At 46.0% G+C, this 24,198-nt stretch carries 19 protein-coding genes and 1 pseudogene; 6 read left to right on the forward strand and 14 right to left on the reverse strand.

Annotated elements, in window-relative coordinates:
• Entirely contained in the window at positions 1 to 810 is an 810-nt protein-coding gene (locus tag AC1DP6_RS03935) for a sensor histidine kinase (RefSeq protein ID WP_477053661.1), read from the forward strand.
• 125 nt (positions 811 to 935) lie between these two features.
• A complete protein-coding gene (locus tag AC1DP6_RS03940) occupies positions 936 to 1,682 on the forward strand; it encodes a LytR/AlgR family response regulator transcription factor (protein ID WP_477053662.1) in 747 nt (248 codons plus the stop codon).
• 3 nt (positions 1,683 to 1,685) lie between these two features.
• Here the strand turns inward: AC1DP6_RS03940 and AC1DP6_RS03945 are convergent, their stop codons facing one another.
• The 3 genes from AC1DP6_RS03945 to AC1DP6_RS03955 all read right to left on the reverse strand — a co-directional run bounded on the left by AC1DP6_RS03945 (position 1,686) and on the right by AC1DP6_RS03955 (position 5,293).
• Complete coding sequence (locus AC1DP6_RS03945; RefSeq protein ID WP_477053663.1) at positions 1,686 to 2,468, reverse strand: tetratricopeptide repeat protein; 783 nt, start codon at positions 2,466 to 2,468, stop codon at positions 1,686 to 1,688.
• 20 nt (positions 2,469 to 2,488) lie between these two features.
• Complete coding sequence (locus tag AC1DP6_RS03950) at positions 2,489 to 4,435, reverse strand: BatD family protein (protein ID WP_477053664.1); 1,947 nt, start codon at positions 4,433 to 4,435, stop codon at positions 2,489 to 2,491.
• A 156-nt stretch (positions 4,436 to 4,591) separates the two neighbouring features.
• Positions 4,592 to 5,293: an SDR family oxidoreductase gene (locus AC1DP6_RS03955; protein ID WP_477053665.1), complete on the reverse strand. Its 702-nt coding sequence runs from the start codon at positions 5,291 to 5,293 to the stop codon at positions 4,592 to 4,594.
• Between the two features lie 95 nt (positions 5,294 to 5,388).
• Here AC1DP6_RS03955 and AC1DP6_RS03960 point away from each other — a divergent pair, with 95 nt between their 5' ends.
• A complete protein-coding gene (locus tag AC1DP6_RS03960; protein ID WP_477053666.1) occupies positions 5,389 to 6,084 on the forward strand; it encodes a YjjG family noncanonical pyrimidine nucleotidase in 696 nt (231 codons plus the stop codon).
• A 95-nt stretch (positions 6,085 to 6,179) separates the two neighbouring features.
• On the opposite strand, the gene AC1DP6_RS03965 is transcribed toward AC1DP6_RS03960, so the two are convergent.
• From AC1DP6_RS03965 to AC1DP6_RS03985, 5 genes are all read right to left on the reverse strand, one after another.
• Positions 6,180 to 6,404, reverse strand: a complete 225-nt coding sequence (locus tag AC1DP6_RS03965) for a hypothetical protein (RefSeq protein WP_441578288.1) — start codon at positions 6,402 to 6,404, stop codon at positions 6,180 to 6,182.
• 27 nt (positions 6,405 to 6,431) lie between these two features.
• On the reverse strand, positions 6,432 to 7,085 hold the full coding sequence (locus AC1DP6_RS03970) for a phosphatidylserine decarboxylase family protein (RefSeq protein WP_441578287.1): 654 nt from the start codon (positions 7,083 to 7,085) through the stop codon (positions 6,432 to 6,434).
• Positions 7,086 to 7,172: 87 nt separating this feature from the next.
• A complete protein-coding gene (locus AC1DP6_RS03975; RefSeq protein ID WP_477023923.1) occupies positions 7,173 to 8,057 on the reverse strand; it encodes a phosphatidate cytidylyltransferase in 885 nt (294 codons plus the stop codon).
• Positions 8,058 to 8,174: 117 nt separating this feature from the next.
• Positions 8,175 to 8,423 (reverse strand): putative signal transducing protein, encoded by a 249-nt coding sequence (locus AC1DP6_RS03980; protein WP_477023924.1) that lies wholly within the window; start codon positions 8,421 to 8,423, stop codon positions 8,175 to 8,177.
• A gap of 27 nt (positions 8,424 to 8,450) precedes the next feature.
• A complete protein-coding gene (locus AC1DP6_RS03985; RefSeq protein WP_477053667.1) occupies positions 8,451 to 9,401 on the reverse strand; it encodes a CPBP family glutamic-type intramembrane protease in 951 nt (316 codons plus the stop codon).
• Positions 9,402 to 9,586: 185 nt separating this feature from the next.
• Between AC1DP6_RS03985 and dusB the strand changes: the two genes are divergently transcribed.
• Entirely contained in the window at positions 9,587 to 10,654 is a 1,068-nt protein-coding gene (dusB, locus tag AC1DP6_RS03990; RefSeq protein WP_477053668.1) for a tRNA dihydrouridine synthase DusB, read from the forward strand.
• A 42-nt stretch (positions 10,655 to 10,696) separates the two neighbouring features.
• Positions 10,697 to 11,266 carry an NUMOD4 domain-containing protein gene (locus tag AC1DP6_RS03995; RefSeq protein WP_133807162.1) on the forward strand — a complete coding sequence of 190 codons (570 nt, stop codon included), beginning with the start codon at positions 10,697 to 10,699 and terminating at the stop codon, positions 11,264 to 11,266.
• Between the two features lie 87 nt (positions 11,267 to 11,353).
• Here AC1DP6_RS03995 and AC1DP6_RS04000 read toward each other — a convergent pair whose 3' ends face one another.
• On the reverse strand, positions 11,354 to 14,677 hold the full coding sequence (locus AC1DP6_RS04000) for an AAA domain-containing protein (RefSeq protein WP_477053669.1): 3,324 nt from the start codon (positions 14,675 to 14,677) through the stop codon (positions 11,354 to 11,356).
• 55 nt (positions 14,678 to 14,732) lie between these two features.
• Here AC1DP6_RS04000 and proC point away from each other — a divergent pair, with 55 nt between their 5' ends.
• Entirely contained in the window at positions 14,733 to 15,530 is a 798-nt protein-coding gene (gene proC / locus AC1DP6_RS04005; RefSeq protein WP_477053670.1) for a pyrroline-5-carboxylate reductase, read from the forward strand.
• Here proC and AC1DP6_RS04010 read toward each other — a convergent pair.
• The 5 genes and pseudogenes from AC1DP6_RS04010 to AC1DP6_RS04030 all read right to left on the reverse strand — a co-directional run.
• Entirely contained in the window at positions 15,527 to 16,021 is a 495-nt protein-coding gene (locus tag AC1DP6_RS04010) for a SixA phosphatase family protein (protein ID WP_441578280.1), read from the reverse strand. The genes proC and AC1DP6_RS04010 overlap by 4 nt on opposite strands.
• A gap of 232 nt (positions 16,022 to 16,253) precedes the next feature.
• Entirely contained in the window at positions 16,254 to 17,981 is a 1,728-nt protein-coding gene (locus AC1DP6_RS04015; RefSeq protein ID WP_477053671.1) for an amidophosphoribosyltransferase, read from the reverse strand.
• 389 nt (positions 17,982 to 18,370) lie between these two features.
• Complete coding sequence (locus AC1DP6_RS04020) at positions 18,371 to 19,753, reverse strand: peptidylprolyl isomerase (protein WP_477053672.1); 1,383 nt, start codon at positions 19,751 to 19,753, stop codon at positions 18,371 to 18,373.
• Positions 19,754 to 19,980: 227 nt separating this feature from the next.
• On the reverse strand, positions 19,981 to 23,832 hold the full coding sequence (gene infB / locus AC1DP6_RS04025) for a translation initiation factor IF-2 (RefSeq protein WP_477053673.1): 3,852 nt from the start codon (positions 23,830 to 23,832) through the stop codon (positions 19,981 to 19,983).
• Positions 23,819 to 24,198: pseudogene (locus AC1DP6_RS04030) on the reverse strand (transcription termination factor NusA); the annotation flags it as partial. The pseudogene AC1DP6_RS04030 and the gene infB, both read right to left, overlap by 14 nt.

The raw sequence follows: 24,198 nt of genomic DNA on the forward strand, positions 1-24,198 counted from the left end.
GTGGCACATTATTACACAGAAATAGTCTTTGCTGCGGAGTGGCCGTTCTGGCTGTTTTTTTTGTTAAGTCTCGTTACCCTAATAGTATTTTTTACCCTGCGTGAAAGAAAAATCAGGAGAGCCTCAGCGAAAGAAATAACCAAACACCACACTCAGATAAACCTGGAGCTACATGCTTTCCAGGCGCAAATGGACCCTCATTTTATCTTCAATAGCCTCAACGCTATTCACCATTATATTCTTACGACCAGTACAGATATGGCCTCCCTGTATCTTACCCGCTTCTCCCGTTTAATGCGCCTGATGATAGGCAACTTCAACAAAGAATGGATTTCCCTGCAGGATGAACTGGATGCACTTGAACTATATATACAACTGGAACAACTGCGGTTTGACGAACAGTTCAACTACCAGCTGAATGTGTTGCCGGAAGTAAACAAACAGTTTACCCTGATCCCTCCCCTGATCATTCAGCCATACGTGCAGTATGCCATCTGGCATCGGATACTGCTCCGACCCGAGAAAACAGGCGGAGAGCTATTGATCACCATCCGTAAGGAAAAAGACCGGCTGTTTATTCAACTGGAAGATAATGGGATCCTGATCACCGAAGTGCTGGATAGTACCGGCGAACGGCAGGCCTCCGGAATAGATATCGCTTCAGAAAGATTGTATATGATGAGCGAGAAATACCATATGCAAGCCAGCATCAAGGCTTTGCAGGTGTACGATGAAGAACAGTTGCCAACTGGCAACCGCTTAATTATCAGTATGCAACATGTAGGCAACCGGCAATCCCTGGCGGGCTGAGTCTTTAATTGGAAATATGCCATTAATTGCTTAATTTCTACATGGATTTTTCGAATCAATGACCATATTTAGCAAGATCTCACTGCAAATCTGTAATACCCAGACTTTTAATTCAATCTGATCAAATGCGTACCATTATTGTGGACGACGAGAAACATAGTCGGGATGCGCTGCTAATGATGTTGGAGAGGTATTGCCCGCAAGTTACTGTTCAGGCCGTTTGTAGTAATGGTGCTGACGCCATCACTGCTATTAATGAATTACAGCCCCAATTAATTTTCCTGGATGTGGAAATGCCCGGCATGGACGGTTTCGAGGTATTGGAAGCCTGTCATCATCACGATTTTGTTGTTATTTTCATTACCGCCTACGATCAATATGCCCTGCAGGCTATTCACCACAGCGCATTGGACTACCTGCTTAAACCCATTGATATTCAGGAACTGAAGGATGCGGTGGAAAAAGCCGGCACCCAAACCAACGCGGATAGTAACGACAAGGTAGATAACCTGCTGCTATTCCTGCAACAGCATATGTACCAGGACGAAAGACTGGCCCTGCCTACTATGGAAGGTTTACGTATGGTAGCCGCTAAAAATATTATCTATTGTAAATCTGCCGGTATCCAGACTAAGCTGCATTTACAGGAACCCGAAAAGCCGGTAATGGTATGCCGCACTCTCCTTGAAATGGAAGAATGGCTTTCTGATAAAGGCTTCTTCCGGGTACACAACAGCTTCCTGATCAACCTGTCCTTTATGGATAAATATATTAAGGGAGATGGAGGCGAAATAATTATGTGTGATGGCTATAGCGTTCCGGTAGCGCGTGAAAAGAAACATGATTTCCTCCTGCGTATAGAACGGTTATAGTGTTTATAACCGCTTGATGTAAGCACAACTGATCCATCCGTTTTTGCCGTCTGCCAGTTCTATTTTGCAGTAGTCGGCTGTAGCATCTGTGATATGTACTTTCATACCCTCTCCTACTTCAAATGCATCGCGGCTGTTTTCATCAGGAGATGATTTTGCTTTGATATTGCTGTTCATCACAATACCGGATTCGTGGTTGTTGGAAGAGAGGTAAGTGTCAATGGCCATGAGCAGGTAAAGTAAGGATAATGCGCCTACCACATAACTACCCCAGCGGAGGAACTTATTTCTCCATCCGGGAAGAAAAGTATTGAGCATAACGCCTGCAATCAGCAACCAGAATAACACTACTGTACCTATTGCCCATCCATTGGCCTTATGAAGATGTTGCAACTGTAGCCACCACTGCTGAAAAAACACCAACGGCAATTCTTCCACGTAGCCATTTACTTTCTGATTGGCAATTGCCAGGTTATGCTTTACGGCAGGATCGTTGGGCGATAGCTGTAATGCTTTTTCGTAACTATATACAGCCTGTCCGGTTTTACCTGCTTTATACCAGGCATTGCCGGCGTTGAAATAGAGTTCTTTTTGAGCATGACCTTCGTCGAGCAGTTGCTGATAAGTCCTGGCGGCTTCTGTAAACTTGCTCTGGTTGAAAAGAAGATTAGCCTGCTCAAAGCGTTGTTGCTGGTTGTTTTGAGGAACCTGCGCCTGGCTAACGATTGCCGTCAGCAGCCATGCTATTGCAAAAAAGACCGGTTTAATATTTCTGTAGTTCAGCATTTTCGCCTTTCGTTAAATAATTAGTTCTTCAACGCTTCTTCCAGGTTACTGATAATGCCAACAGCCTTTTCATAAGTGCCCTGCATTTTACGGTCATCCTGACCAGGTGCATACAGTGCGACTTCACAGTTGTCTATCAGGTTAAACAGTTCGTGAGTATTGCTACCGTTAATACTGCGGGCACTCAATTTATCCTGCACGAGTTGTTTACTCAGATCAGCCATTGGTATTTTCAGTTTCACACTGAGGTATCCCCATACAGCGCGGGAAGTTTCTTCATAAAATGCTTTATCCTTTCCTTCTTTCAGGTAGCGGGCGGCCAGCTCCAGTCTTTTCAATGCTACCTTATTGGCATAACGGTGCTTCAGGACAGCTGCATTGGTAGTATTGTAGTCTTTTCTGCGTTTGTAGAAAATGATACCTGTAGCAATCAGCAATGGCAATAACAAGAGGATATAGAACCAGGGACTGAGAATAAACCAGCTGTGATTCCTTGTCCAGTCGAGGATACCGGTATTATTTTTCACCAGGTCATTTTTGCCGGTGCCATAATCCTGTTTATCCTGTTTAATATGTTTACCCTGGTCAATGTGTACATTGAAAGGTTGGGAGCRCAGTGTTTTAAAGCTGTTGGCAGCCGGATCAAAGTAAGAGAATTCAACGGCCGGAATGGTATGGTCTCCGGCTTCCTGTGGCATCAGTACATACTCGAAAGTACGGCTGCCGGAGAGCGGGTTGCTGTTCTTTTCTATGTCATCGGTTACCTTGGGGTCGTATCTGTCAAACCCGGTAGGGGTTTCTATTTTAGGAGAGTTGAGCAGGTTTACGTTACCCTGTCCGCTGATGGTTACCTTTAAGGTGAGGGCATCATCAGTGGTCAGTTTATTTTTATCTACTACGGCCGTCATGTTGAATTTACCTACAGCGCCATTATAGCTCATAGGTCGTTCGTCAACAGGAACGGGTTTTACATTGATCTTAATCGGGCTGCTCTGTATTTTGTACGGAACATCCTGGTATTCAACTTCGGGCCGGTTAAAGAAGTCATCGAAGAAGGGATCTTTAAAGGCGGGGTCATTGAAGAAATCTTCAAACGGATCTTTGGCGCGGCCTCCCCCCTTTTTGTTACTGACCATTTTCACCAGGCGTACCTGGTTGTCTACTTCCACAGGATCCAGTTCCAGTGCGCCTGATTGCAGGGGGAACAGGAGTGTTTTGCGGATGGTAAATACTTTATAGGGTATACCATTGACCCTTTCCTCGGTAGCCTGTGGAGGATTGGGTAGCTCAATATCTTTAGCGGAAAAGCCTTTGAAAGCCGGTACTTTGGTAACGCTTGAATTAGTTGGGAGGCGTGTATAAAGTTTATACGTGGCCGTTAGTTGTTCGCCTTCGTATAGGTTGGTTTTATCCACATCTACTTTCAGGAAAATATTCTTCTTCAGTTTTTCATTGATGTCTTCGCCTTTTTTCAGGAAACCTTCTGGCAGGTCTTCCCCGCCACGGTGGGGCTGGGAGCCGGCGGAAGCCTGGGGCACCTGCTGCTGCTGCTGTTGTTGCTGCTGGGCATTGCCTTTTCTTACCTCAATTAAAACCGGATTTGATTTAACCACATTTCCATTGACGCGGGCTTGTGCGCCGGCAATGGTGAAGCTGCCTACATGCTTGGGTTGCAGCAGGTAGCTCAGTGCAATGTATTCAGAGCGCTTGCCATTGAAGATAGATTGCCCCTGCATTTGTGAGGGACCCTGCAGTACTTCAAAGTCTTTGAAACTGGGTGCTGTAAAGCTGGCAACATTCACCCCGTTTTCCAGCATAAACTGAATCTGGAACGGTTCATCCTGCGTCACAGTGTTATTGCTCACAGTGGTAGTAAAGCGGAACTCCTGAGCGGAGGCGCAGGCTACCAGTCCTAAACAAAACAAAATGGAGTAAATACACTTCCTTATGCAATATCTGTACATCATAATTATGTCAACAAATTTAACCAAAGCCGCACCGGAAGCGCTGTAAGGCCCCGTTAAAAGTTAGTTAAAACATTTTAATATGTTCTTATTTAGTTATTTTGATAATCTGTGTTGAAACAAATCTCCCAATAACAATCTCCCAAAATAATAAATGCTTTAAATATCTCCCAGCATGGGTCTGAGCAAAATTTCTTCAATAACGGTTTGTTTGGCCATGGTCCAGGCAGACCATATCACGCTGGCAATATCTTCAGGGGGCATCATTCTGTCTGGGGCCGCTTCAAAGCCTTCCCATGAAGCTGTCAAGGTAGGTCCCGGGCTCACGGCTGTTACCCGGATATTGTGTGGGATCAGTTCTTTCCGCAGGTTTTTGGTAAAGCCGAGCAGGGCATATTTGGTGATGCTATAGGAGCCTCCATTAGGATAAGCCCCATAGCTGGCAGTAGAACACATATTGAAAATATGGCCTTTACGATCAGCGATCATAGCGGGTAATAAGGCCCTGGTGAGATGATAAGCGCTGTATACGTTTACAGACATCAACTTTTCCAGCAGGCCATCCGCTTCTTCATGGAGACTACCAGGCACAAAGATCCCGGCGTTATTCACCAGTATGTCTACACGGGAGAAGGTGGATTTGATTTTCTCTCCAAAAGCCRGTACCTGTGATTTATCTTCCATATCTACCACCTCCGCCAATACGGTTACTGCCGGGTTTTTTTGCTGAATATCGGCTTTGGCGGTTGCCAGGGTATCTGCATTCCTTGCGCAAATCGCTACATTAAAGCCTTCCAGCGCCAGTTTTTCCGCAATAGCCTTTCCAATGCCTTTGCTGGCGCCCGTAATTACTGCATTCATAGTTTCGTTGATTAGTGCAGTAAAATAACGAATTTACTTTTAACAGACAGGGATGCTTCCTCGATGCAGGAGGTATTTTGTACCTTTGCGCAGTCATGAAATACAAACATCTTTTCTTTGACCTGGACCATACACTCTGGGACTTTGAAACAAATGAACAGGAAACCTTGCTGGAGCTGTACAACAGCCATGCTTTAGAAAGTAGAGGAATACCATCTTTTGAGGCGTTTTCCGTGTCTTATGTGGATCACAATGAACGTTTATGGGATCGCTTTCGCAGAGGATTCATTACCCGCCGCGAATTGCGCGATAAACGTTTCCGCCTTACGCTGGTTGATTTCAAGATAGGAGATGAAAAGCTGACGCAAAAGATCAGTGAGGAATTCCTGGAAATCCTCCCTTACAAGAAAGCATTATTTCCCGAAGCAAAGGAAACGCTGGAATACCTGGCAGCAAAGGAGTATCCAATGCACATGATCACCAACGGGTTTGAAGAAACACAGTTGCTGAAAATGAAAAATTCCGGTATCGACCAGTTCTTTACGCATATCGTTACCTCTGAATTAGCGGGCAGCTTAAAGCCTTACCGCGAAATTTTTGACTTTGCCATCAGCAGAGCAGGTACCAGTGCTACAGAAAGTGTAATGATCGGAGATGCGATGGAGCTGGATATTAAGGGTGCTCACGGCGTGGGGATGGACCAGGTATACTTTAATCCTGGCAAACCACCGGTCGATTTTCAGCCTACTTATGTTATCAGCCATCTGCGGGAACTGCGGGAAATATTATAAATAGCATAAAGCGAAAAGCTATTGAGGCGAATGATCTGAGCGAAAGGTTAATACCTGCTTAGATCATTCGCCTCAATAGCTTTTTGCTTTATCCTTTATGCTTTCGGCTTATTTTTAGTGGCGGCAGCCATTCTCAGGCTGGCGGTTTTAGACGGTTGCTGGCAGCAGCTTTTACCTTTTGCAGTGGTTTTACAGGTGGCAGCAGAACAGTTCTTTTTAGCGGACTTGTCTGCGGTTTTGCTGTTTGTTTTTTCCTGGGCAAATACAACACCTGCCAGTAACAGGAGGGCTGCAGCGCCGGTAAAAGCTTTCTTTATCATAAAAATGCCATTTAGCTATTAAAGATACTAGATTTTAGCTATAACAGATACACCGCCCTGCACTACTTCTTCCAGTTTTACCGCTACTTCGGTACCAATGGGGAGGTAGAGATCTACACGGGAGCCGAACTTAATAAAGCCCATTTCCTCATTTTGTTTTACATCCATTCCTGGTTTCAGGTAGTTCACAATTCTACGGGCCAGTGCGCCGGCAATTTGTCTAACCAGGATATCCGTTTTACCGTTGCCGATCACCACGGAATGTCTTTCATTTTCAGTAGAGGACTTTGGATGCCAGGCTACCAGGTATTTACCCGCATGGTATTGCGACAGTTTTACCACACCACTGATAGGATTACGGTTTACATGCACGTTAGCGGGACTCATAAAAATAGACACCTGCAGGCGTTTATCTTTGAAATATTCCGGCTCATATACTTCTTCAATCACCACTACCTTACCATCGCAGGGAGAAACTACCAGCGAATCTCCTGTTGTGTATTGTCTTGCCGGAATCCGGAAGAAGGATACGATGAACAGGAAGAATGCCAGGGATATAAGAGATACTGTCCAGCAAAGGCCGGATGAATTACCGAACCAATAAAATACTGCTCCGTTAATTAACGCCAGTACCAGGAATACAAGGGAAATGGTAGCAAATCCTTCACGATGGATCTTCATTGTTTTTTTATTAAAATGATTGATTTATGTGTTTAATCAAAGTGCGAAGTTAGTTCAATTCAATTTTTTCGGCATACGAAATTATGGTTAAGCCATCATAAAGAACTGAACATAGATCCAGGCGAAGGGAGCGGCCAGGAGCAATGAGTCGAAACGGTCCATGAATCCGCCATGGCCGGGCATGATGCGGCCGGAATCTTTTACCCCTGCCATTCTTTTCAGTTTAGACTCTATCAGATCCCCGATAGTGCCGAATATGGCAGCTATGAGCGCCAGGGCTATCCAATGCTGCAGGGCCAGGTATCCGGCCCCCCAGAAATGACCATATATACCTGCAGTGGCTACTGCCAGGATCATACCACCAACAGTACCTTCAATGGTTTTTTTAGGAGAAATAGCCGGTGCAAAAGGGGTACGCCCAATGAGCGATCCCACGATATAGGCCATGGTATCGTTTATCCAGATGAAAATGATGAGCAGTAAAGGAATCAGCCATCCCGGGGCAGTACCTACATCCGAAGGGGTGTAGTGAATATTGATGGCGTTGAGCCTTATATTTATCAGCAGCCCGAATGGAATGATGATATACAGCAGTCCAATGGCCGAGTAGCCGATGTTCTTTAAAGAGAAATCTTTACTCATTAACACTTCTCCCAATGGCATTACCAGCAGGAAAATAACAGCTATCCACCAACCAATAAGGCCAGTGGGGATGTGGGCTATCTGGAAATTATTGCCTGTAAAAGTGAGGAGTATAGCAGCTCCGGCGATGGTGGCTCCCCATTTATGCCAGGCAGGAACGCCCGCATAATCAGGATCTATATGCCGGATTAATTTAAAGTACTCCTGCAGGGCGAAACAACCTATCAGGAAAAAAAGCAGAAAAAATGTATAGTCGGTCCATAGGATACCTCCCAGCATTACTGCCACAAACACAAGCGCAGAGGCAGTGCGGGTGAAAAAAGTCTTCATTATGCTTAAATCTGGTGATTAAATTGCTGCCCGCAAATGTGGATAAAATAACCCGTTGGAGCAAATCCCTGTCAGACACTATTCAAGTGGGTAGACGTCTGACAGGAGCTGATACCCCTACTCAGGATCTACCTGGTTGGGGTCGCCGGTGGGCAGATTGTTGTGATTATGCACCAGACTTTTGGCAGTTTCTTCCTGGGTTTGATGAACATATAGTTCCGCCTGCCCAGGTAAGGTAATGTTATAGGAAGATGACTGCCTGTTCAGTAATACCGCTTCTACGCCATTATCCAGCAACATTCCTTTCACTATTTCTGCTTCAAATGGCCTGTCACTTGAAAAAATTTTAACCCAGTCTTTTTCCATAATTATAGCTTTAATGTCTTAGTAAGATTACAAATTTTCGTCCATTCCTATTTCATCTACCCCGTCTTTCTTTTTTTCCTCCACCGGATCAATCATCGACATAGGTGTTGATTTTTTACTTAACGCCCAAAACAGGGCAATGGTTACAGGAATACTTAAAGCTACATAATACCAGGCCACAGGCGTGTCTTTCATGGGATCATCCTTCATCATGCCGTGCTGGAAAAGATATAGCATAACAACCTGTGAGCCATTGTTGAGTATATGTGCCAGGATGCTTAACCAGAGATTGCCACTGATCACGTAGATGGCTCCCAGTCCAAAGCCCAGCACCACACGGGGCATGAAGCCCAGCACTTCACCATGAATGGCGCTGAATAGAATAGACGTGATAAATACGCTCAACCATACTTTACGGGTGGCTTTTATGACAAGGCGTTGCAGCACGCCCCGGAAGAACAGCTCCTCCCCGATGGCGGGTATAATGGCTACCAGTACCAGGTTGATAAAGAGGTCCTTCATAGTAGGCATGCGTAACATGACTGCCAGCAGCTTTTCTGCCATGGTCTGCATATCCTTCGCAGATTGAGATATAGGCCAGGTCTCATTCCACTCGCCTAACAGGCCTGCCAGTGGTAATACGCCATACATGGCAAACAGGGCAATCACTATCTGGATGCCTTTGGGTGCCGGTTTTAAACCAAGATAGGTAGCAGGATAAGGCTGCCACAGATAGGCAAAAAGCGCGGCTGGCACAAAGAATGCCACGATGGTATAAAAGAATTGTGTTATTTTCAGATAGCCGATGAGGTTAGGATCATTAAAGGCGCCACTTTGAATGGCCTCCAGGCTTTGTCCGGTCATAGCAGGTGTTATAGTCTGCAACGCTGCAATGTATAATGCAAAGAACCCAAAGAAAAAGCCCAGGAAGGTAACAAACTGTAATAAAGTGGAAGACTGCTTCAGATAACCGGTCATAAGAAAATACTGTATTAAATTTTGCGTAAATTTACAGCGCGAAATCCAGTTTTTGCAGTTACTTATTGATCATTACAGCTGCCTGGCGTTAGCTGTTACTGCAAAGAAATCCTGCTTGTAAAAGAAATAGTATATAAAACATTAAAATAATAACTACGGCAAAACCTGCTGTGGTTATATAAATTATGGTGAAGATAGGAAATATTGAACTGGGAGAATTCCCTTTATTACTGGCGCCCATGGAAGATGTGAGCGATCCGCCTTTTCGTGCGGTGTGCAAGGATAATGGGGCCGATCTCATGTATACTGAGTTCATATCTTCGGAAGGACTGATACGTGATGCTATCAAAAGCCGTAAAAAGCTGGACATTTTCGACTACGAACGTCCGGTAGGCATACAGATTTTCGGGGGTGATGAGGAATCCTTGTCATTGGCCGCGCAGATCGTAGAAGCCACCAACCCTGATTTACTCGACATTAACTTCGGTTGCCCGGTAAAGAAAGTGGCCTGTAAAGGTGCTGGCGCAGGTATCTTGAAAGATATACCTAAAATGATAAAACTGACGGCAGCCGTAGTAAAGGCAACAAGACTGCCAGTCACCATTAAAACCCGCCTGGGCTGGGACGATGATACCAAAAATATTGAAGAAGTAGCGGAAAGGCTGCAGGATGTGGGGATCAAAGCCCTTACCATTCATGGCCGTACCCGCACACAAATGTATAAAGGCAGTGCCGACTGGACACTGATCGGAAAAGTAAAAAACAATCCACGCATACAAATTCCTATCTTTGGTAACGGTGACATATGTACGCCGGAGCAGGTAATTGCTGCAAGACAGAAATATGGTGTAGATGGGGTAATGATAGGCAGGGCTGCGATTGGTTATCCATGGATTTTCAGGGAGATCAAGCATTTTATGAAGACTGGCGAACATTTGCCACTACCAACTGTTTTAGAAAGAGTGGAAGTTTGTAAAAAGCACCTTCACCAATCAGTTTCCTGGAAAGGAGAAGTAGTAGGCATACTGGAAATGCGCCGCCACTACACAAATTACCTCAAAGGGTTGCCACATATAAAGGAATTCAGACAACAATTAGTAACTTACAATACATTAGCTGAAATAGAGGAAGTACTAGACGCGGTGGTGTTACAATACAAGGACCATATATTCGAAAGGGCTGCTCCCCAATTAGCTGCACACGATTTTCTGCCGGCTGATACTGAAATGGCCGGTTGTAACGTTTACGGATAAACGGATAAACCCCAGAGTATAAAAAAATAAAAATACTTTCACATGACCACAATTAAAAATCTGAAAAATGAAGTCTGGAAAGACTTACAGATTAAAAACAAATCTGCCCTGCGTAAAAAATACGCTGTATCAAACATGGGGAGAGTGATCAGTTATCATGAAAGTACCGAAGATGGTAAGCTGCTCACGGGGTCTACCGTGGAAGGCTATACGGTATTAAACGTAAAGCCCGCAGATAGCTATCAGTCACTCTACCTGCACCGGGAGGTGGCCAAACTTTTTAGTAAAAAAGGAGGACGGGCACATAAATATGTGATTCACCTGGACTACGATAAAAAAAATAATAAAGCCACCAACCTCCAATGGGCAACCAAGGAGGAAATGGAAGAGCATCAGCAAAAAAGCCCTGCGAAGCTGGCTTATAAAGAAAAGCAACGCAACCGTGTAAAAGGTCTGAAGCTGAATGTGACCAAAGTAAAAAGCATTAAACGCCTGCTGAATAAGCCTGGTAAGAAAACTATGAAGCAGATTGCTGAACAGTTTGATATCAGCGAAATGCAGCTTTACCGCATCAAAAGCGGTGAAAACTGGGGGCATGTAACATTGGATTAAAGCCTGGATTTCCAGGAGTGATCATATATGATGTTGTCTAAACTGTGGCCATACTACCAGTATGGCCATAGTTATTGGTGGCTGGTACTACAGCACTCCTCTCACCATCTCCCCCAACATCTTCCGGTAATGTGCACTGTCCTGCAGTACCGGCTCATATCCCAGGATAATTACCTGTTTTCGTGCACGCGATAACGTTACCAACAACTTACGGTCTACTTCTATCTCTTCTTCTTCCCAGCTAAACTGTCCCAGGCACTGTAATGTCTGYACCTGCGCCGCATGATATACTGCCAGGGAAACGATGATAATGTCGTTTTCAGAGCCCTGGAAGCGCTCAACGGTATCTATATTGATGTCCTGCAAGGCGGTATCTTCTGCTATCAGCTCGCGGATAAGACTGATTTGTGTACGCCATGGCGTCACCACACCAACTGTGTCTTTACTGAAGCCAGCGCCATAACGACTTTTAAGATGTTGTAACAAGGATACTACCCATTGCGCCTCGGTTCTGTTCATTTTGGAAGTCGCTTCATAGGGGCTGGCAATAAATATCTTTCTTCCTAAAGATAAAACCCGCTCCCACCCTACGTTTTCATGATCCTTATAGAGATCAAAGCCAGCCTGTTGTTCCGGTTTTCCGGAAGATAATTGACCCGCATAGTAATGATTGACCAATGCAGCGATACTGTCGTGCATCCGGAAATGTGTATTCAGCATGCCCCAGGCATGGCGCCAGTGGCTGGTTTTACAGCGTAGTATTAACCTTTCGAAAATCGAAGTCCGCAGATCACGGATGCCCAGCTCTACTAAACAGTGGGCTTTTACCCGGCAAAAATATTCTTCCTGTGCTACCACCGGTGGCAACTGATTCTGATCTCCTATCAGGATAAATTTGCGAAAAGGCATCAACAAGCCCAACAGCTGGGGTTCTGTTAACTGAGATGCTTCGTCCACAATTAAAGTATCGGTAGGAATCCCCATCATTATTAATTGTTCCAGACGTGTAGCCATCGTGGCTACTGTGGCCACAAATACCCGGTGACTGGTAATATAGCTACGGGCCTCGTCCAGTGAGCCATCCAGGCAATATTGCTTCAACGTTAGCGAAGCTTCTGAGCTGCGGCCACCCATACGGAGATGGGTAATATTTTTAGCAGTCAGCTTATAACAGATTTCCTCTACCGCTTTATTGGTAAAGGCAACAATAATTACGTAGGTATCCTGCTTAACCATTTCTCCTACGATGGTGGTTAACAGGGAAGACGTTTTACCTGTTCCTGGAGGTCCCTGTAAAAGGTAGTAGTCCTGCGCTTCCAGGGCTTGCTTTACAATCTGTTCCTGGTTAGGGTTAAACATAGCCGGTGTGGTACGTTGCAGCGGGTACCAGCGGGGAGTGGTAAGCCCCAGCAGCATATTGGTGCGCTCCCGGTAGCGTGGCGAAATCACATGAAACAGCGAAGCCGCTGCAATCCAGTAATTCGACTCGTATATATCGTGTTCAATAATCCATTCATCAAACTGCCGGAAAAAGTCCAGGGTCATCTGTCGGTTATTCAGAGAAAAACTCAACTGCTCTTTTCCCACTTCCTCTATCCTGCCTTTCAGCAGCTGTTGCTGCATGGGCTGCAGTTCTGTGCTGGTACGCGGGTAAATAATTGCGGTATCTCCCCGGCGGAAGTTATGGCTAACGGGTACGACTATATCAAATAATACGGAACTGTTTACCGTATCAAATTCCCGGAAACGTAGTCCTGGTATAATATTGAAGCGGGAAAGCTTGTCTTTTTCCTGTTGCAGCCAGAGTGCGGCAAATCCATCGGCATCATCTTCCCTGTTAATTTCCGAAAACATACCGCACTTTGCCTGCAGATATTCCCGTAGCATAAATGCCAAAAACTCGTGGTAGTAAGCTTTCGCCACTGGTGGGGCTGTTTGCCAGGCCTGTTCAAAGGAGGTAAAATGTGCCGCGCTGAAAGATGGTAGTCCGAGCGCTGCCGCCGTAGTAATGGTAGACAGCACTTCAAATTCACAGCCTGCCAGCCGGAGGAGCATGCCTACTACTTCATTGCGGAGCAGTAATAAATCATTTTCTGTGAGATGGGTACTGCTCACATTCCTCAATGGGCTGGTTGCTGCGGCGGAGTACAGGATAGCAGAACTACCTTTGCGGTGCCGGCCAAAGGTAGAACGGAGCAACAGGTTATACCCTACTACCTGCATTTCATGGTTTTTCCAGGTATTAAAGTCCGGGCACTTTCCACTTTTTAACTCGAATATTTCTTTACGGTATTCATCGGTATCATCTTCTGCCATCAGGTCTAAACGTCCTTGGAGCCCGTATTGGGCGGAGAAGAAGGTGGGCTCTATACGTACCGGTTTATCCTGTAGCTCTTTCACTGTATTGTGGAGGTTTCCCCAGTGATGCTGCTTGATATCGCGGAACATTTCGTTTATTTTTTCCCTGCCGTAGGCCGCTGCCTGTAGCACGTTTTCAGCTACCGCCTCCACAAAGGAGCTTTTGAAATCTATTTCCCTGTTGCGCAACATCTCATCGAGCAGTGCATTCACCAGGTTTCCCTTGAATGCAGCCGGGCTGGATTGCTGTGGCGTCAGTTTTTTAACGAGGTATAATAAGCGGTTAGGACCTTTATGGGTAAAGCATTCCGCCAGGTCACTGATATCGATGAGCAGATCGGGTTCCAGCACCACCTGGCTTTCGCTGGTGGTGGCGTATTCATGCCCTTCTGCACCCTGACGGCAATGAAGCACATTAATGGTGTCGTAAGGACGTAATAGGCCATGTAACGATACTACAGTAGCCGATTCCATATGTTCCAACTGTAGCTGGAAATCGCCCTGTTCATCATTTTTTACATCCAGCAGTAGGGTATATTTTCCCTGGGCTCCCGTGGTGAGTGGGCCTACGGCAGTTACCATGCATTTCAAAAGGGCTAAGCTACCAGGGCGGTGCTGATAAGCCAGCGATAATTTATGTGTACCTGAAGGAGCGTAGATCTCTGTTAATGCTATCGGTGGTTCTACCTGGTAGCACCATGCCACCGATTCTGTGAGGGCTTTGATACAAAGTAAGTGTTCTGTTTCCTGCAGGGGGAACATACCACGTGTAGCCTTGTTCGTTAGTATACGAAGGGCAGTCAGTTGCTGAAGAATATCGGGGGGAACTGTCTGCCGGTCAAAGAAGAATTGCATGCGTGCAAACAGGTTCCCGAAGGAGCGGGTTTCTTTCCTGGTAAGTTCTCTGAAAAGGATTTCCAGTATCTGTTTATAGTGTCGTGTTTTTTCTTCTGTATTCTCAACACCGTGTGCTTCTTTAATCCTGGCGTAAAACGCAGTTGCTGTGTGTAATGCCTGCATAGCTGCAAGGTAATGAATCGTTGCCGTTTGCATGGATGCAGCATTTGTTATACCTTCCGTAGGATTTATAGTGTAAACATAATTTGTTATGTCAGCCAAAAAAATAGCCATTATAGGTGGAGGAAATCTGGGCTCGGCCATTGCCCAGGGATTGCTGAAGAGCGGTTTTTCAAAGGCCGGTGATATCACTGTTACCAAGCGTAATACCAGCACCCTTTCTGCGCTGCGTGATGCAGGCGTACGGATAGAAACAGACAATGATGTAGCGATCCGCGAGTCAGAAGTGATTGTGGTGGCATTGAAGCCGTACAATGTGCGGGAAGTATTGCAGGAGTTTCAATCATCTTTTGATCCGAAGCGGCATATATTGATCAGCGTTGTTACCGGTGTGAGTATCGATGACCTGGAACATGTGGTGCCAGGAATGCCGGTAGTACGTGCTATGCCCAATACCGCTATTGCCATACAGGAATCTATTACCTGTATTTCGCATAAACATGCTACCGAAGAACAGATCCGGTATATAAAAACCATGTTTGATCAGTTGGGGGCTACCGTTACCATCGATGAAAAGCTGATGGATGCAGCCACCGTACTGGGGGCCTGCGGTATTGCCTTTGCTTTGCGTTATATCCGGGCCAATATACAAGGTGGTATTGAAATAGGCTTTGATGTGCGCACCGCCAGTCTTATTGCGGCACAAACGGTAAAGGGGGCAGCAGAACTGCTGATCCGGGAAAACCGTCATCCGGAAGAAGAAATAGACAAGGTTACTACGCCCAAAGGCTGTACTATTGCTGGTTTAAATGAAATGGAGCATCAGGGGTTCAGTTCTTCGCTGATAAAAGGGATTACAGCATCTTATAACAAAATAGTTAAAGACTAGTCTTTCCGGGGGTATTCAAAGAAGAGGAACTTTTTCTTTGCCAGGTCAAAATCTTTCCAGTTGTCCGTATCTGCCTGTATCCCAAAGACGCCGGCGGTAGGCACGTTGTCTATTCTGATTTCTTCCGTCAGGTAATTGGCGAAATCGGTAATACCGGGATTATGTGCAAATATAGCTACTGCGCCGAAGTCATCATCTATTTTGGTAATGACTTTCAGAAAGGTGGCTGCATAACAGAGATAGAGTTCTTCTTCCAGCAGGATGGCCTGTTTGGGATACTTCCACTCGCTGGCCATCATTTTGGCAGTTGTTCTGGCTCTTTTGGCCGGGCTCGAAATGATTAATTCCGGCACCATACCCCGTGTAATGAGGTGTTGGGCCATTTCCGGGGCATTTTGTTTTCCCCGTTTATTGAGGGGCCGGTCAAAATCATCCATGTCTGGATCTGTCCAGCTGGATTTAGCATGACGTATAAGTAGTAATGTTTTCATGGGCTGAAAACCGATAGTTAACGAAAACGAAAATACAGATTTTACAGGAAGTTAACTTGTTAGACTTATACTGTTCGCGGAAAAGGGGTTATTTAAGATAAAATTAACATGGAAACATTTAGCCATCTGATGTAGGCTGATGGCTTAAAGGATAAAGCAAAAAGCTATTATTTACAAGATGTAAGGGAGGTGATCCGATTAAATCCTGTAAATAATAGCTTTTATTATTTAATTAATATCCTCTTTCGTTTTTGCCTTCCATGAAGTTCATAAATGCTTTATTTACGACACGGTTGCCGCCCGGAGTAGGGTAATTACCGGTAAAGTACCAGTCACCCAGGTTATTCGGACAAGCCTGATGCAAGCTTTCGATAGATTGATAGATCACTTCTATTTCAGCACGGATACCGCCGGGGTTGAGGATTTCTGCAATTTTTGCGGAGATCTGTTCCGGGGTAAATGGTTTGTATATATTCTTTACTACGTTTTGTGCGTGAAGGGTATTGGTGCGTTGCAGTTCCTTGCAGAGACCATAAGCTTCGTTCAGGATATGTTCCTTGCCGTGGTCTTTCAGGAGAGCAATGGCGGCCTGGAAGGCTACGAAATCACCCATCTTGCTCATATCAATACCATAGCAGTCCGGATAGCGGATCTGAGGGGCGGAAGATACGATGATGATCTTTTTAGGTCCTAAACGATCCAGCATTTTAACGATACTTTCTTTCAAAGTAGTACCGCGAACAATGGAATCATCTATTACCACGAGGGAGTCAATACCGGGTCTTACTTTACCGTAGGTGATATCGTACACGTGTTGTACCATTTCATTACGGCTGGAATCTTCGGTAATGAACGTACGCATTTTTACGTCTTTGGTAGCGATCTTATCGATGCGGATACGGCGGTTCACCATTTCAGTGAGCTTTTCCTCATCAAAGTCATTACCCCAGGAAAGAATACGTTCTACCTTTATTTTGTTGAGATAATCTTCCAGTCCTTTTAACAGGCCATAGAAGGCTACTTCAGCGGTGTTTGGAATAAAGGAAAAGATGGTATTGCGGAGGTCATTATCGATGGCCTTTAAAACCGTACCGGATAACAGACGGCCCAGGTCAGTACGTTCCTTATATATTTTTTCATCGTTACCACGGGAGAAGTAAATCCTTTCAAAGCTGCAGGCTTTACGTTCCTTAGGTTCGAGAATTTGTTCGATGCTGTAGTCACCGTTGTTTTTAACGATGAGGGCATTACCTGGCATCAGTTCCAGTACTTCATTTTCCCCTACGTTAAAGGTAGTGCGGATAGCGGCTCTTTCAGAGGCCGCCACAATCACGTCTTCATTAATGTAGTAGTAGGAAGGACGGATACCGTGTGCATCACGGATTACGAAAGCATCTCCGGAACCAATCAGTCCGCAGGTATGATAACCTCCGTCAAACATAGAAAATGCCTGCTGCAGGATTTTTTTGATATCAAGGTCATTGCTACCTTCATTATCTTCCTTCGCGAGGAAATGGTGTACCACTTCCAGCATAGCGGCGAGATCGCTGTTTTTGTGTACCTCACCTGGTTCAGCTTTGGAGAACTCAAACAGTTCATCCGTATTGATCAGGTTGAAGTTACCTGCCATAGCGAGGTTACGGGCAGGAATGGTATTGTAGCGTACAAAAGGATGGCAGAGTTCCACGTTGTTTTTACCCTGTGTAGCATAACGGATATGTCCCATCATGAGTTCACCGAGAAAGCGTACATGGCCTTTCATCAGCCCTGGATATTTGGTAATTTCCGGCTGATATTTTTCTATCTCCTGTATTTCGTCACGTACTTTTGCGAAGATATCACCGATCGCTTGTGGAGCTGCACTACGGATGCGGTGCATAAAGGGAACGCCAGGTTCGGTGTTCAGTTTTACGGTAGCCAAACCAGCGCCATCCTGGCCTCTGTTGTGTTGTTTTTCCATGAGCAGGTACAGTTTGTTTAGCCCATAGAAAACGCTCCCATATTTTTGTTGGTAGTAGGAAAACGGTTTTCTTAATCTTATAAATGCCAGACCGCATTCATGTTTGATCGCATCACTCATGGCAGAAAATTGAAGTCGCAAAGGTACGGCAAAAAAGGAGAAAACCAGAAAGGGGATGGTAAAGGTATCAGCCTTTGCTGATAAGCTATTAGCCATTAGCTGTTAGCTTTTAGTGTTTTGGGAAGTGAAGTGTATCCGTAAGAGTGGGAATGGCGGGCGGGGTAAGGGATATCATTTTTAATTATTTGTCCAAAAAAAGCGGAGATAAAAGCTTTTCGCTCTTATCTCCGCTTTACTAACTGCTGATAGCTAAAAGCTAACCGCTGATGTTATTGTTTGGCCAGGGCTGCCATCCACTGGCTGATGTGATTACAGTTTTTGTATTCCTCATCTACGTGTACATAGAAGGTTGGTATCTTTTCGATGAGCCATTTGTTGATAGCTTCCGCACGTTTGATATCCAGGGTACGTTGCTGTATGCGGGAGTAGTCATCCGTAAGATTTTCTCTATGTGGTTGTGAGCGTGTTTTCAGGTAAACGATACGTACCGCCTGGCGGCCGCTTTCGTCTGTGAATTGCGCTGGTGCAGAAATTTTACCTGGTTTCAGGGTGTCGAGCATCAGTACGATGTCTCTTTGGCCGGGATCGTCCAGCTGATCAATGGTGATCAGGGTGCTACCATCGCCTGTTTTAGACTGGAGCATACCACCATCAAATTTGGCGCTTGGCGCGTCGCTGTATTTAGCAACGGCTTCGGCAAAGTTAATTCTACCTGCCAGGATGCTGGAGCGTATAGAATCCAGTTTGGCGATATTAGCTGCCAGGTCGGATTTGGTAACAGCTGCTCTCAGGATGATGTGTTGCACGGTGATGTTATCGCCGGAACGTTTCAGCATCTGGATCAGGTGGTATCCGAACTGGGATTTAACCGGAGAAGACAGTTCGCCTTCTTTCAAACGGAAGGAAGCGGCCATGAACTCAGGATCCCAGTTTTTATCACCACGGTTGAGTACCATGATACCCTTGTTATCCTTTACGCTTGGATCTTCGGAGTACAGGATAGCCAGAGAGGTGAAGTCTGATTCCTTGTTCATTACACGTTTTTTGAAATCGAGGAGGCGTTCAATGGCGTATTGGTCCATTTCGCGGGTAGCCTTCGGTGTTAACACGATGGTACCTATTTCCAGTTCTGATTCGTAAAATTTGAGACTATCCTTAGGGATGGCGTCGTAGAAGCGTTTTACTTCTGACGGTGTTACTTTTACCGGTTCAATGATTTTGTTACGCATTGCCTGTGCCAGCAACCCTTCTTTGATGGGAGAACGGAAGCGTTCGCGGAGCTGGTAGATGGAGTAGCCGGTAATTTCCTTCATCTTTTCTTTAGAGCCGTACATCTGTTCGAAATAGCGGATACGGTTTTCCATTTGAGCTTCCACATCGCCGTCGCTTACGGGTAAGCTGTCTCTTTCTGCTTGAAGCACCATTACCTTCTGGGAAATCAGCATTTCCAGGGTTTTGCAGGCAGCATCGGGCATCAGATTTCCATCTGGTGAGTTGTGCATCTGATCGGCCAGCGCCCCATCCATATCGGATTTGAGGATAATCTTATCCCCTACTACGCCGATAATCTTGTCTGCAATCAGTTTCTGCTGAGCCGAAGAGGCTTGCCATAGCAGCAAAGCGCCTGCGGATAATGCTAAAAGTTTCTTCATACAAAAGCGGTAAAAATCAAAAATAACCATTTAAAGGTCAGTAGCATAGGGAAAGTCGATGGATTTAACAAAAGTTTAGATAAGCAGGGAGAATTCAGCTTTTAGCCGTTAGCTATTAGCTTTTAGCAAAAATGCAGCGAAGACATGAGCGTAGTTATTGTTTAACTTTTGCTGATGTCTTCGCTGCATTTTTGCTAAAAGCTAATAGCTAACGGCTAATAGCTGTTTTATAATGTTCTCTTTACTTCTACTTCTTCAAATCCTTCGATGTTATCGTTAGGTCTGAGGTCGCTGAATCCACGGATACTCAAACCACACTCCATGTTGGCGGCCACTTCCTTCACGTCATCTTTATAACGTTTCAGGGAGCCGAGTTCGCCGGTGTGAACCACGATACCGTCGCGCACCACGTTGATACGGGTGTTTCTTGTCAGCTTGCCATCTGTAACGAAGCAACCTGCCACGGTAACTTTCTCGAATTTGTAAGTTTCGCGCACCTGAACGTTGCACACCACTTTCTTTTCGATTTTTGGTTCCAACATACCTTCCATGGCGCTCTTGATTTCATCGATCGCGTCATAGATGATGGAGTAGTTACGGATCTCGATATTTTCTTTTTCCGCCAGCTTAGCAGCCTGGGAAGAAGGACGTACCTGGAATCCGAGGATGATGGCGTCAGAAGCGGTAGCCAGCAATACGTCGGATTCTGTGATCTGACCTACTGCCTTGTGTACGATGCTGATAACGATTTCTTCGGTAGACAGTTTCTGCAGGGAATCGCTCAATGCTTCTACGGAACCATCAAAGTCGGCTTTGATGATCAGGTTCAGCTGTTTGAAGTTACCCAGTGCCAGACGGCGACCGATTTCATCCAGTGTGATGTGTTTCTTGGTACGGATACCTTGTTCACGAACGATTTGAGCTCTGCGGTTAGCCACTTCTTTTGCTTCAGACTCGTCTGCGAACATTTTGAATTTCTCACCGGCCTGTGGTGCACCGTTTAAGCCGAGCACCTGTACGGGCATAGATGGACCTGCTTCTTCCATTTTCTGACCACGTTCGTTGAACATGGCTTTGATTTTACCGAAGAAGGAGCCGGATACAATGGTATCGCCCTGACGGAGGGTACCGTTTTGTACCAGCAGGGAGGCTACATAACCGCGGCCTTTGTCCAGTGTTGCTTCCACGATACTACCAGATGCTTCGCGGTCTGGATTTGCTTTCAATTCCAGCAGTTCCGCTTCCAGCAATATTTTTTCGAGGAGGATATCTATATTCAATCCGTTTTTAGCGGATATTTCCTGACTCTGGTATTTACCGCCCCAGTCTTCTACCAGGAGGTTCATGCCGGCCAGTTGTTCTTTAATTTTTTCAGGGTTGGAGCCTTCTTTATCCACTTTATTGATAGCGAATACCATTGGCAGACCAGCAGCCTGGGAGTGGGATATTGCTTCCCTTGTTTGTGGCATGATGGCATCATCGGCAGCTACCACGATAACAGCGATATCTGCTGCTTTGGCACCACGGGCACGCATCGCTGTAAACGCTTCGTGACCAGGTGTATCGAGGAAGGTGATTTTTTTACCACTTGCGGTAGTTACCTGGTAGGCACCGATATGCTGGGTGATACCACCGGCTTCACCGGCTACCACGTTTGCACTACGGATATAATCGAGCAGGGAGGTTTTACCGTGATCGACGTGACCCATGATGGTCACAATCGGAGCACGTGGTTCCAGGTCTGCAGGATCATCTACTTCGTCTTCATCATCGGATTCTTCTGCATCTTCCAGACCGATGAATTCCACTTCGTAACCAAATTCGCCGGCCACCAGTTCTATTACTTCCGCATCGAGGCGTTGGTTGATAGATACCATGATACCGAGGCCCATACATTTAGAGATAACTTCTGCGAAGCTTACATCCATCAGGTTAGCCAGTTCAGATACAGAAACGAATTCTGTTACCTGGAGTTTGTTGTCTCCATCTCCTTCCTTCGCTTTCTGGTGGGCTCTTTCTTCACGTTTTTCTCTACGGTGTTTAGCTTTCACGTTTTTACCGCGACCGCCACCGAGTTTGGCCATTGTTTCCTTGATCTTATTCTGGATCTCGTTCTTATCGATTTCTTTTTCTTCGGTAGTGCGTTTGTCTTCGCCACGGTTACCCTGACCTGGTCTGTTGTAACCGCCGCCGCCCTGGCCTGGCCTGTTATAGCCACCGCCTTGACCGCCTGGTCTGTTACCACCACCGGTTCCGCCACCTGGACGATTGTAACCGCCACCTTGTCCGGCAGGTCTGTTACCACCACCGCTTGCACCGCCTTGTCCGGCTGGCCTGTTATAGCCTCCGCCCTGACCCTGACCTGCAGGTCTGTTGTAACCACCGCCACCGGTTCCGGTGTTGGCGCCGCCTGGACGGTTATTATTATTGTTGCGATTATCGCCTTGTGGACGATTTCCGCCACCACCCTGGTGTCCCTGACCCTGATGACCGCCACCGCGGTTATCATTATGGTGAGGGCGATTACCGCCACCACCTTGTCCGCCGTGTTGATGTGGGCGATGTTCGCCCGGAGTGCCACCTTCTTTGCGGTCGCCTTCCTTGAAATCTTTAGGCTGAACAGGTTCGGGTTTCTTTTCCACGATGATACGCTTGCGTTTGCGTTTTTCGTCCCTGCTAAAGTTGTTCTTATTATTATCGCGTCTGTCAGATTGAACTGGCAGCTCAATTTTGCCGATTACTTTAGGGCCGGTTAATTTTTCGGCCTGAATATTTTCAATGACAGCAGCACCAGCTGGTTCGTCCTGTGCCTGAGGGGCAGCGGGAGGAGGTGTTGGTGGTGTGTTATCGACAGCAGCAGTGGGTTTGCGATGTTCTGTCTTTACGACTTGTTTAACAGGAATGTGCGCCGGTTCTTTGACTGCAGCCGGTTTTGCCTCTTGTAATACTTCTTCCACTTTTTTAACTACAGGTTTATCTTCAACCGGTGCGGCTTTTTCCGTTTTTTCTGTCGTATCGGTCTTTTCTGTTTTCGCTACTTTCTCTGCCGGAGGGGTAGTTTCGGCTTTAGGGGCCTGTTCTACTTTTACGGCTTTATCAGCTTTCTCAACTGGTTTTTCAGTTGGCGCTGTAGTTGCTTCCTGTACGGGAGGGGCAGGAACTGGCTTAGGTTCCGGTTGTTTTTCAGCAACGGGAGGAGCGGGTATAACTGGAGCCGGGGTAGGTTTTTCTTCCTTTACCGGAGGTTTTACTGCTTCAGGTTGCGGAGCCGGAGTTTCTTCCTGTTCTGCTTTTTTAGCAACTGGTTTTTTATTGCGGTTTAATGCGTCCAGATCGATGGTAGTAATGACTTTAGGGCCGTTAATTTTCGGCGCTTCTGTTTTTACTGTTTCTGGTTCAGCCGGAGGAGGCGTTGCCGGTGCTTTAGGAACTTCCGCAACAGGGGGAGCTGTAACAACGGGTGGTTCAGGCTTCGGTTCTGCTTTTTCCTTTGCGGGAGGTGGTGTTGTTGCCGGGGCAACAGTTGCCTGTGGTTGTGGTTCCGGTTTAGGGGTTTCCTTTACTGGTTCCGGTTGAGGCTCACGTTTTTCTTCCTTAGGCGCTTCTGCTACTGGAGCGGGAGTTGCCTCATTTTCTTTATTGGTATTCTTTTTAGCCGCCGCTTCCGCTTCCTCCTTCTCTTTCTTCTTCATCGTTTCTAACACGCTTCCTTTGGGCAGGGCTATCTGGTCGCTTTTGCGTTTGTTAGCCTTGTCCTGCTGGAACTCCGACTGCAGTGCTGTGTACATAACAGCCGTAAGGCGGGCATTGGGAGAACCAAAGCCACCCATGTCAAAGCCTTTATTGCCAAGGAAATCGATGAGGGTTTCCTTACCAATATTAAACTCCTTGGCTGCAGCCAGCAAGCGTGGTGTGTTGTTTGTTGTTTCAGGCATATCGTATTTCGGGCCTCCCCTGTTTCCCGTTTCTTCAAAACGGGATGTTTTTTTACGTTTAAACAATAACTCGAAAAAATCAATTCCCTTTCTAATAAGGCCTTTACCTGGGAAGGGTTGTGGCTCGGCTTTATTCTTTGTCAAACTCTTCCTGTAATATTCTTCTTACATCCTGCACTGTCTCTTCTTCCAGATCTGAACGGCGAACCAGTTCTTCAACAGTCAGTTCTAATACGCTGCGGGCAGTGTCACAACCTATTCGCTTCAGTTCATCTATTATCCATTCTTCGATTTCATCCGAGAATTCTTCCAGATCGATATCAAACTCAGACTGTTCTTGTGCTTCATCACGGAATACATCAATCTCAAAACCAGTCAGTTCGCAAGCCAGCTTAATGTTTACGCCTTTTTTACCGATGGCCAGTGATACCTGGTCAGGGTTGAGGTAAACGGAAGCATATTTGTTTTCGTTATCCACTTCCATGCGGCTGATTCTGGCGGGTGTTAATG

This window comes from Chitinophaga sp. 01L420 (genome assembly GCF_056399985.1).

Excerpts from the sequence above, each read along its gene's own strand:
- AC1DP6_RS03940 (WP_477053662.1), top strand. The coding sequence starts at position 936 with ATGCGTACCATTATTGTGGACGACGAGAAACATAGTCGGGATGCGCTG.
- AC1DP6_RS03945 (WP_477053663.1), bottom strand. The coding sequence starts at position 2,468 with ATGCTGAACTACAGAAATATTAAACCGGTCTTTTTTGCAATAGCATGG.
- AC1DP6_RS03960 (WP_477053666.1), top strand. The coding sequence starts at position 5,389 with ATGAAATACAAACATCTTTTCTTTGACCTGGACCATACACTCTGGGAC.
- AC1DP6_RS03965 (WP_441578288.1), bottom strand. The coding sequence starts at position 6,404 with ATGATAAAGAAAGCTTTTACCGGCGCTGCAGCCCTCCTGTTACTGGCA.
- AC1DP6_RS03970 (WP_441578287.1), bottom strand. The coding sequence starts at position 7,085 with ATGAAGATCCATCGTGAAGGATTTGCTACCATTTCCCTTGTATTCCTG.
- AC1DP6_RS03975 (WP_477023923.1), bottom strand. The coding sequence starts at position 8,057 with ATGAAGACTTTTTTCACCCGCACTGCCTCTGCGCTTGTGTTTGTGGCA.
- AC1DP6_RS03980 (WP_477023924.1), bottom strand. The coding sequence starts at position 8,423 with ATGGAAAAAGACTGGGTTAAAATTTTTTCAAGTGACAGGCCATTTGAA.
- AC1DP6_RS03985 (WP_477053667.1), bottom strand. The coding sequence starts at position 9,401 with ATGACCGGTTATCTGAAGCAGTCTTCCACTTTATTACAGTTTGTTACC.
- dusB (WP_477053668.1), top strand. The coding sequence starts at position 9,587 with ATGGTGAAGATAGGAAATATTGAACTGGGAGAATTCCCTTTATTACTG.
- AC1DP6_RS03995 (WP_133807162.1), top strand. The coding sequence starts at position 10,697 with ATGACCACAATTAAAAATCTGAAAAATGAAGTCTGGAAAGACTTACAG.
- proC (WP_477053670.1), top strand. The coding sequence starts at position 14,733 with ATGTCAGCCAAAAAAATAGCCATTATAGGTGGAGGAAATCTGGGCTCG.
- AC1DP6_RS04010 (WP_441578280.1), bottom strand. The coding sequence starts at position 16,021 with ATGAAAACATTACTACTTATACGTCATGCTAAATCCAGCTGGACAGAT.
- AC1DP6_RS04015 (WP_477053671.1), bottom strand. The coding sequence starts at position 17,981 with ATGGAAAAACAACACAACAGAGGCCAGGATGGCGCTGGTTTGGCTACC.
- AC1DP6_RS04020 (WP_477053672.1), bottom strand. The coding sequence starts at position 19,753 with ATGAAGAAACTTTTAGCATTATCCGCAGGCGCTTTGCTGCTATGGCAA.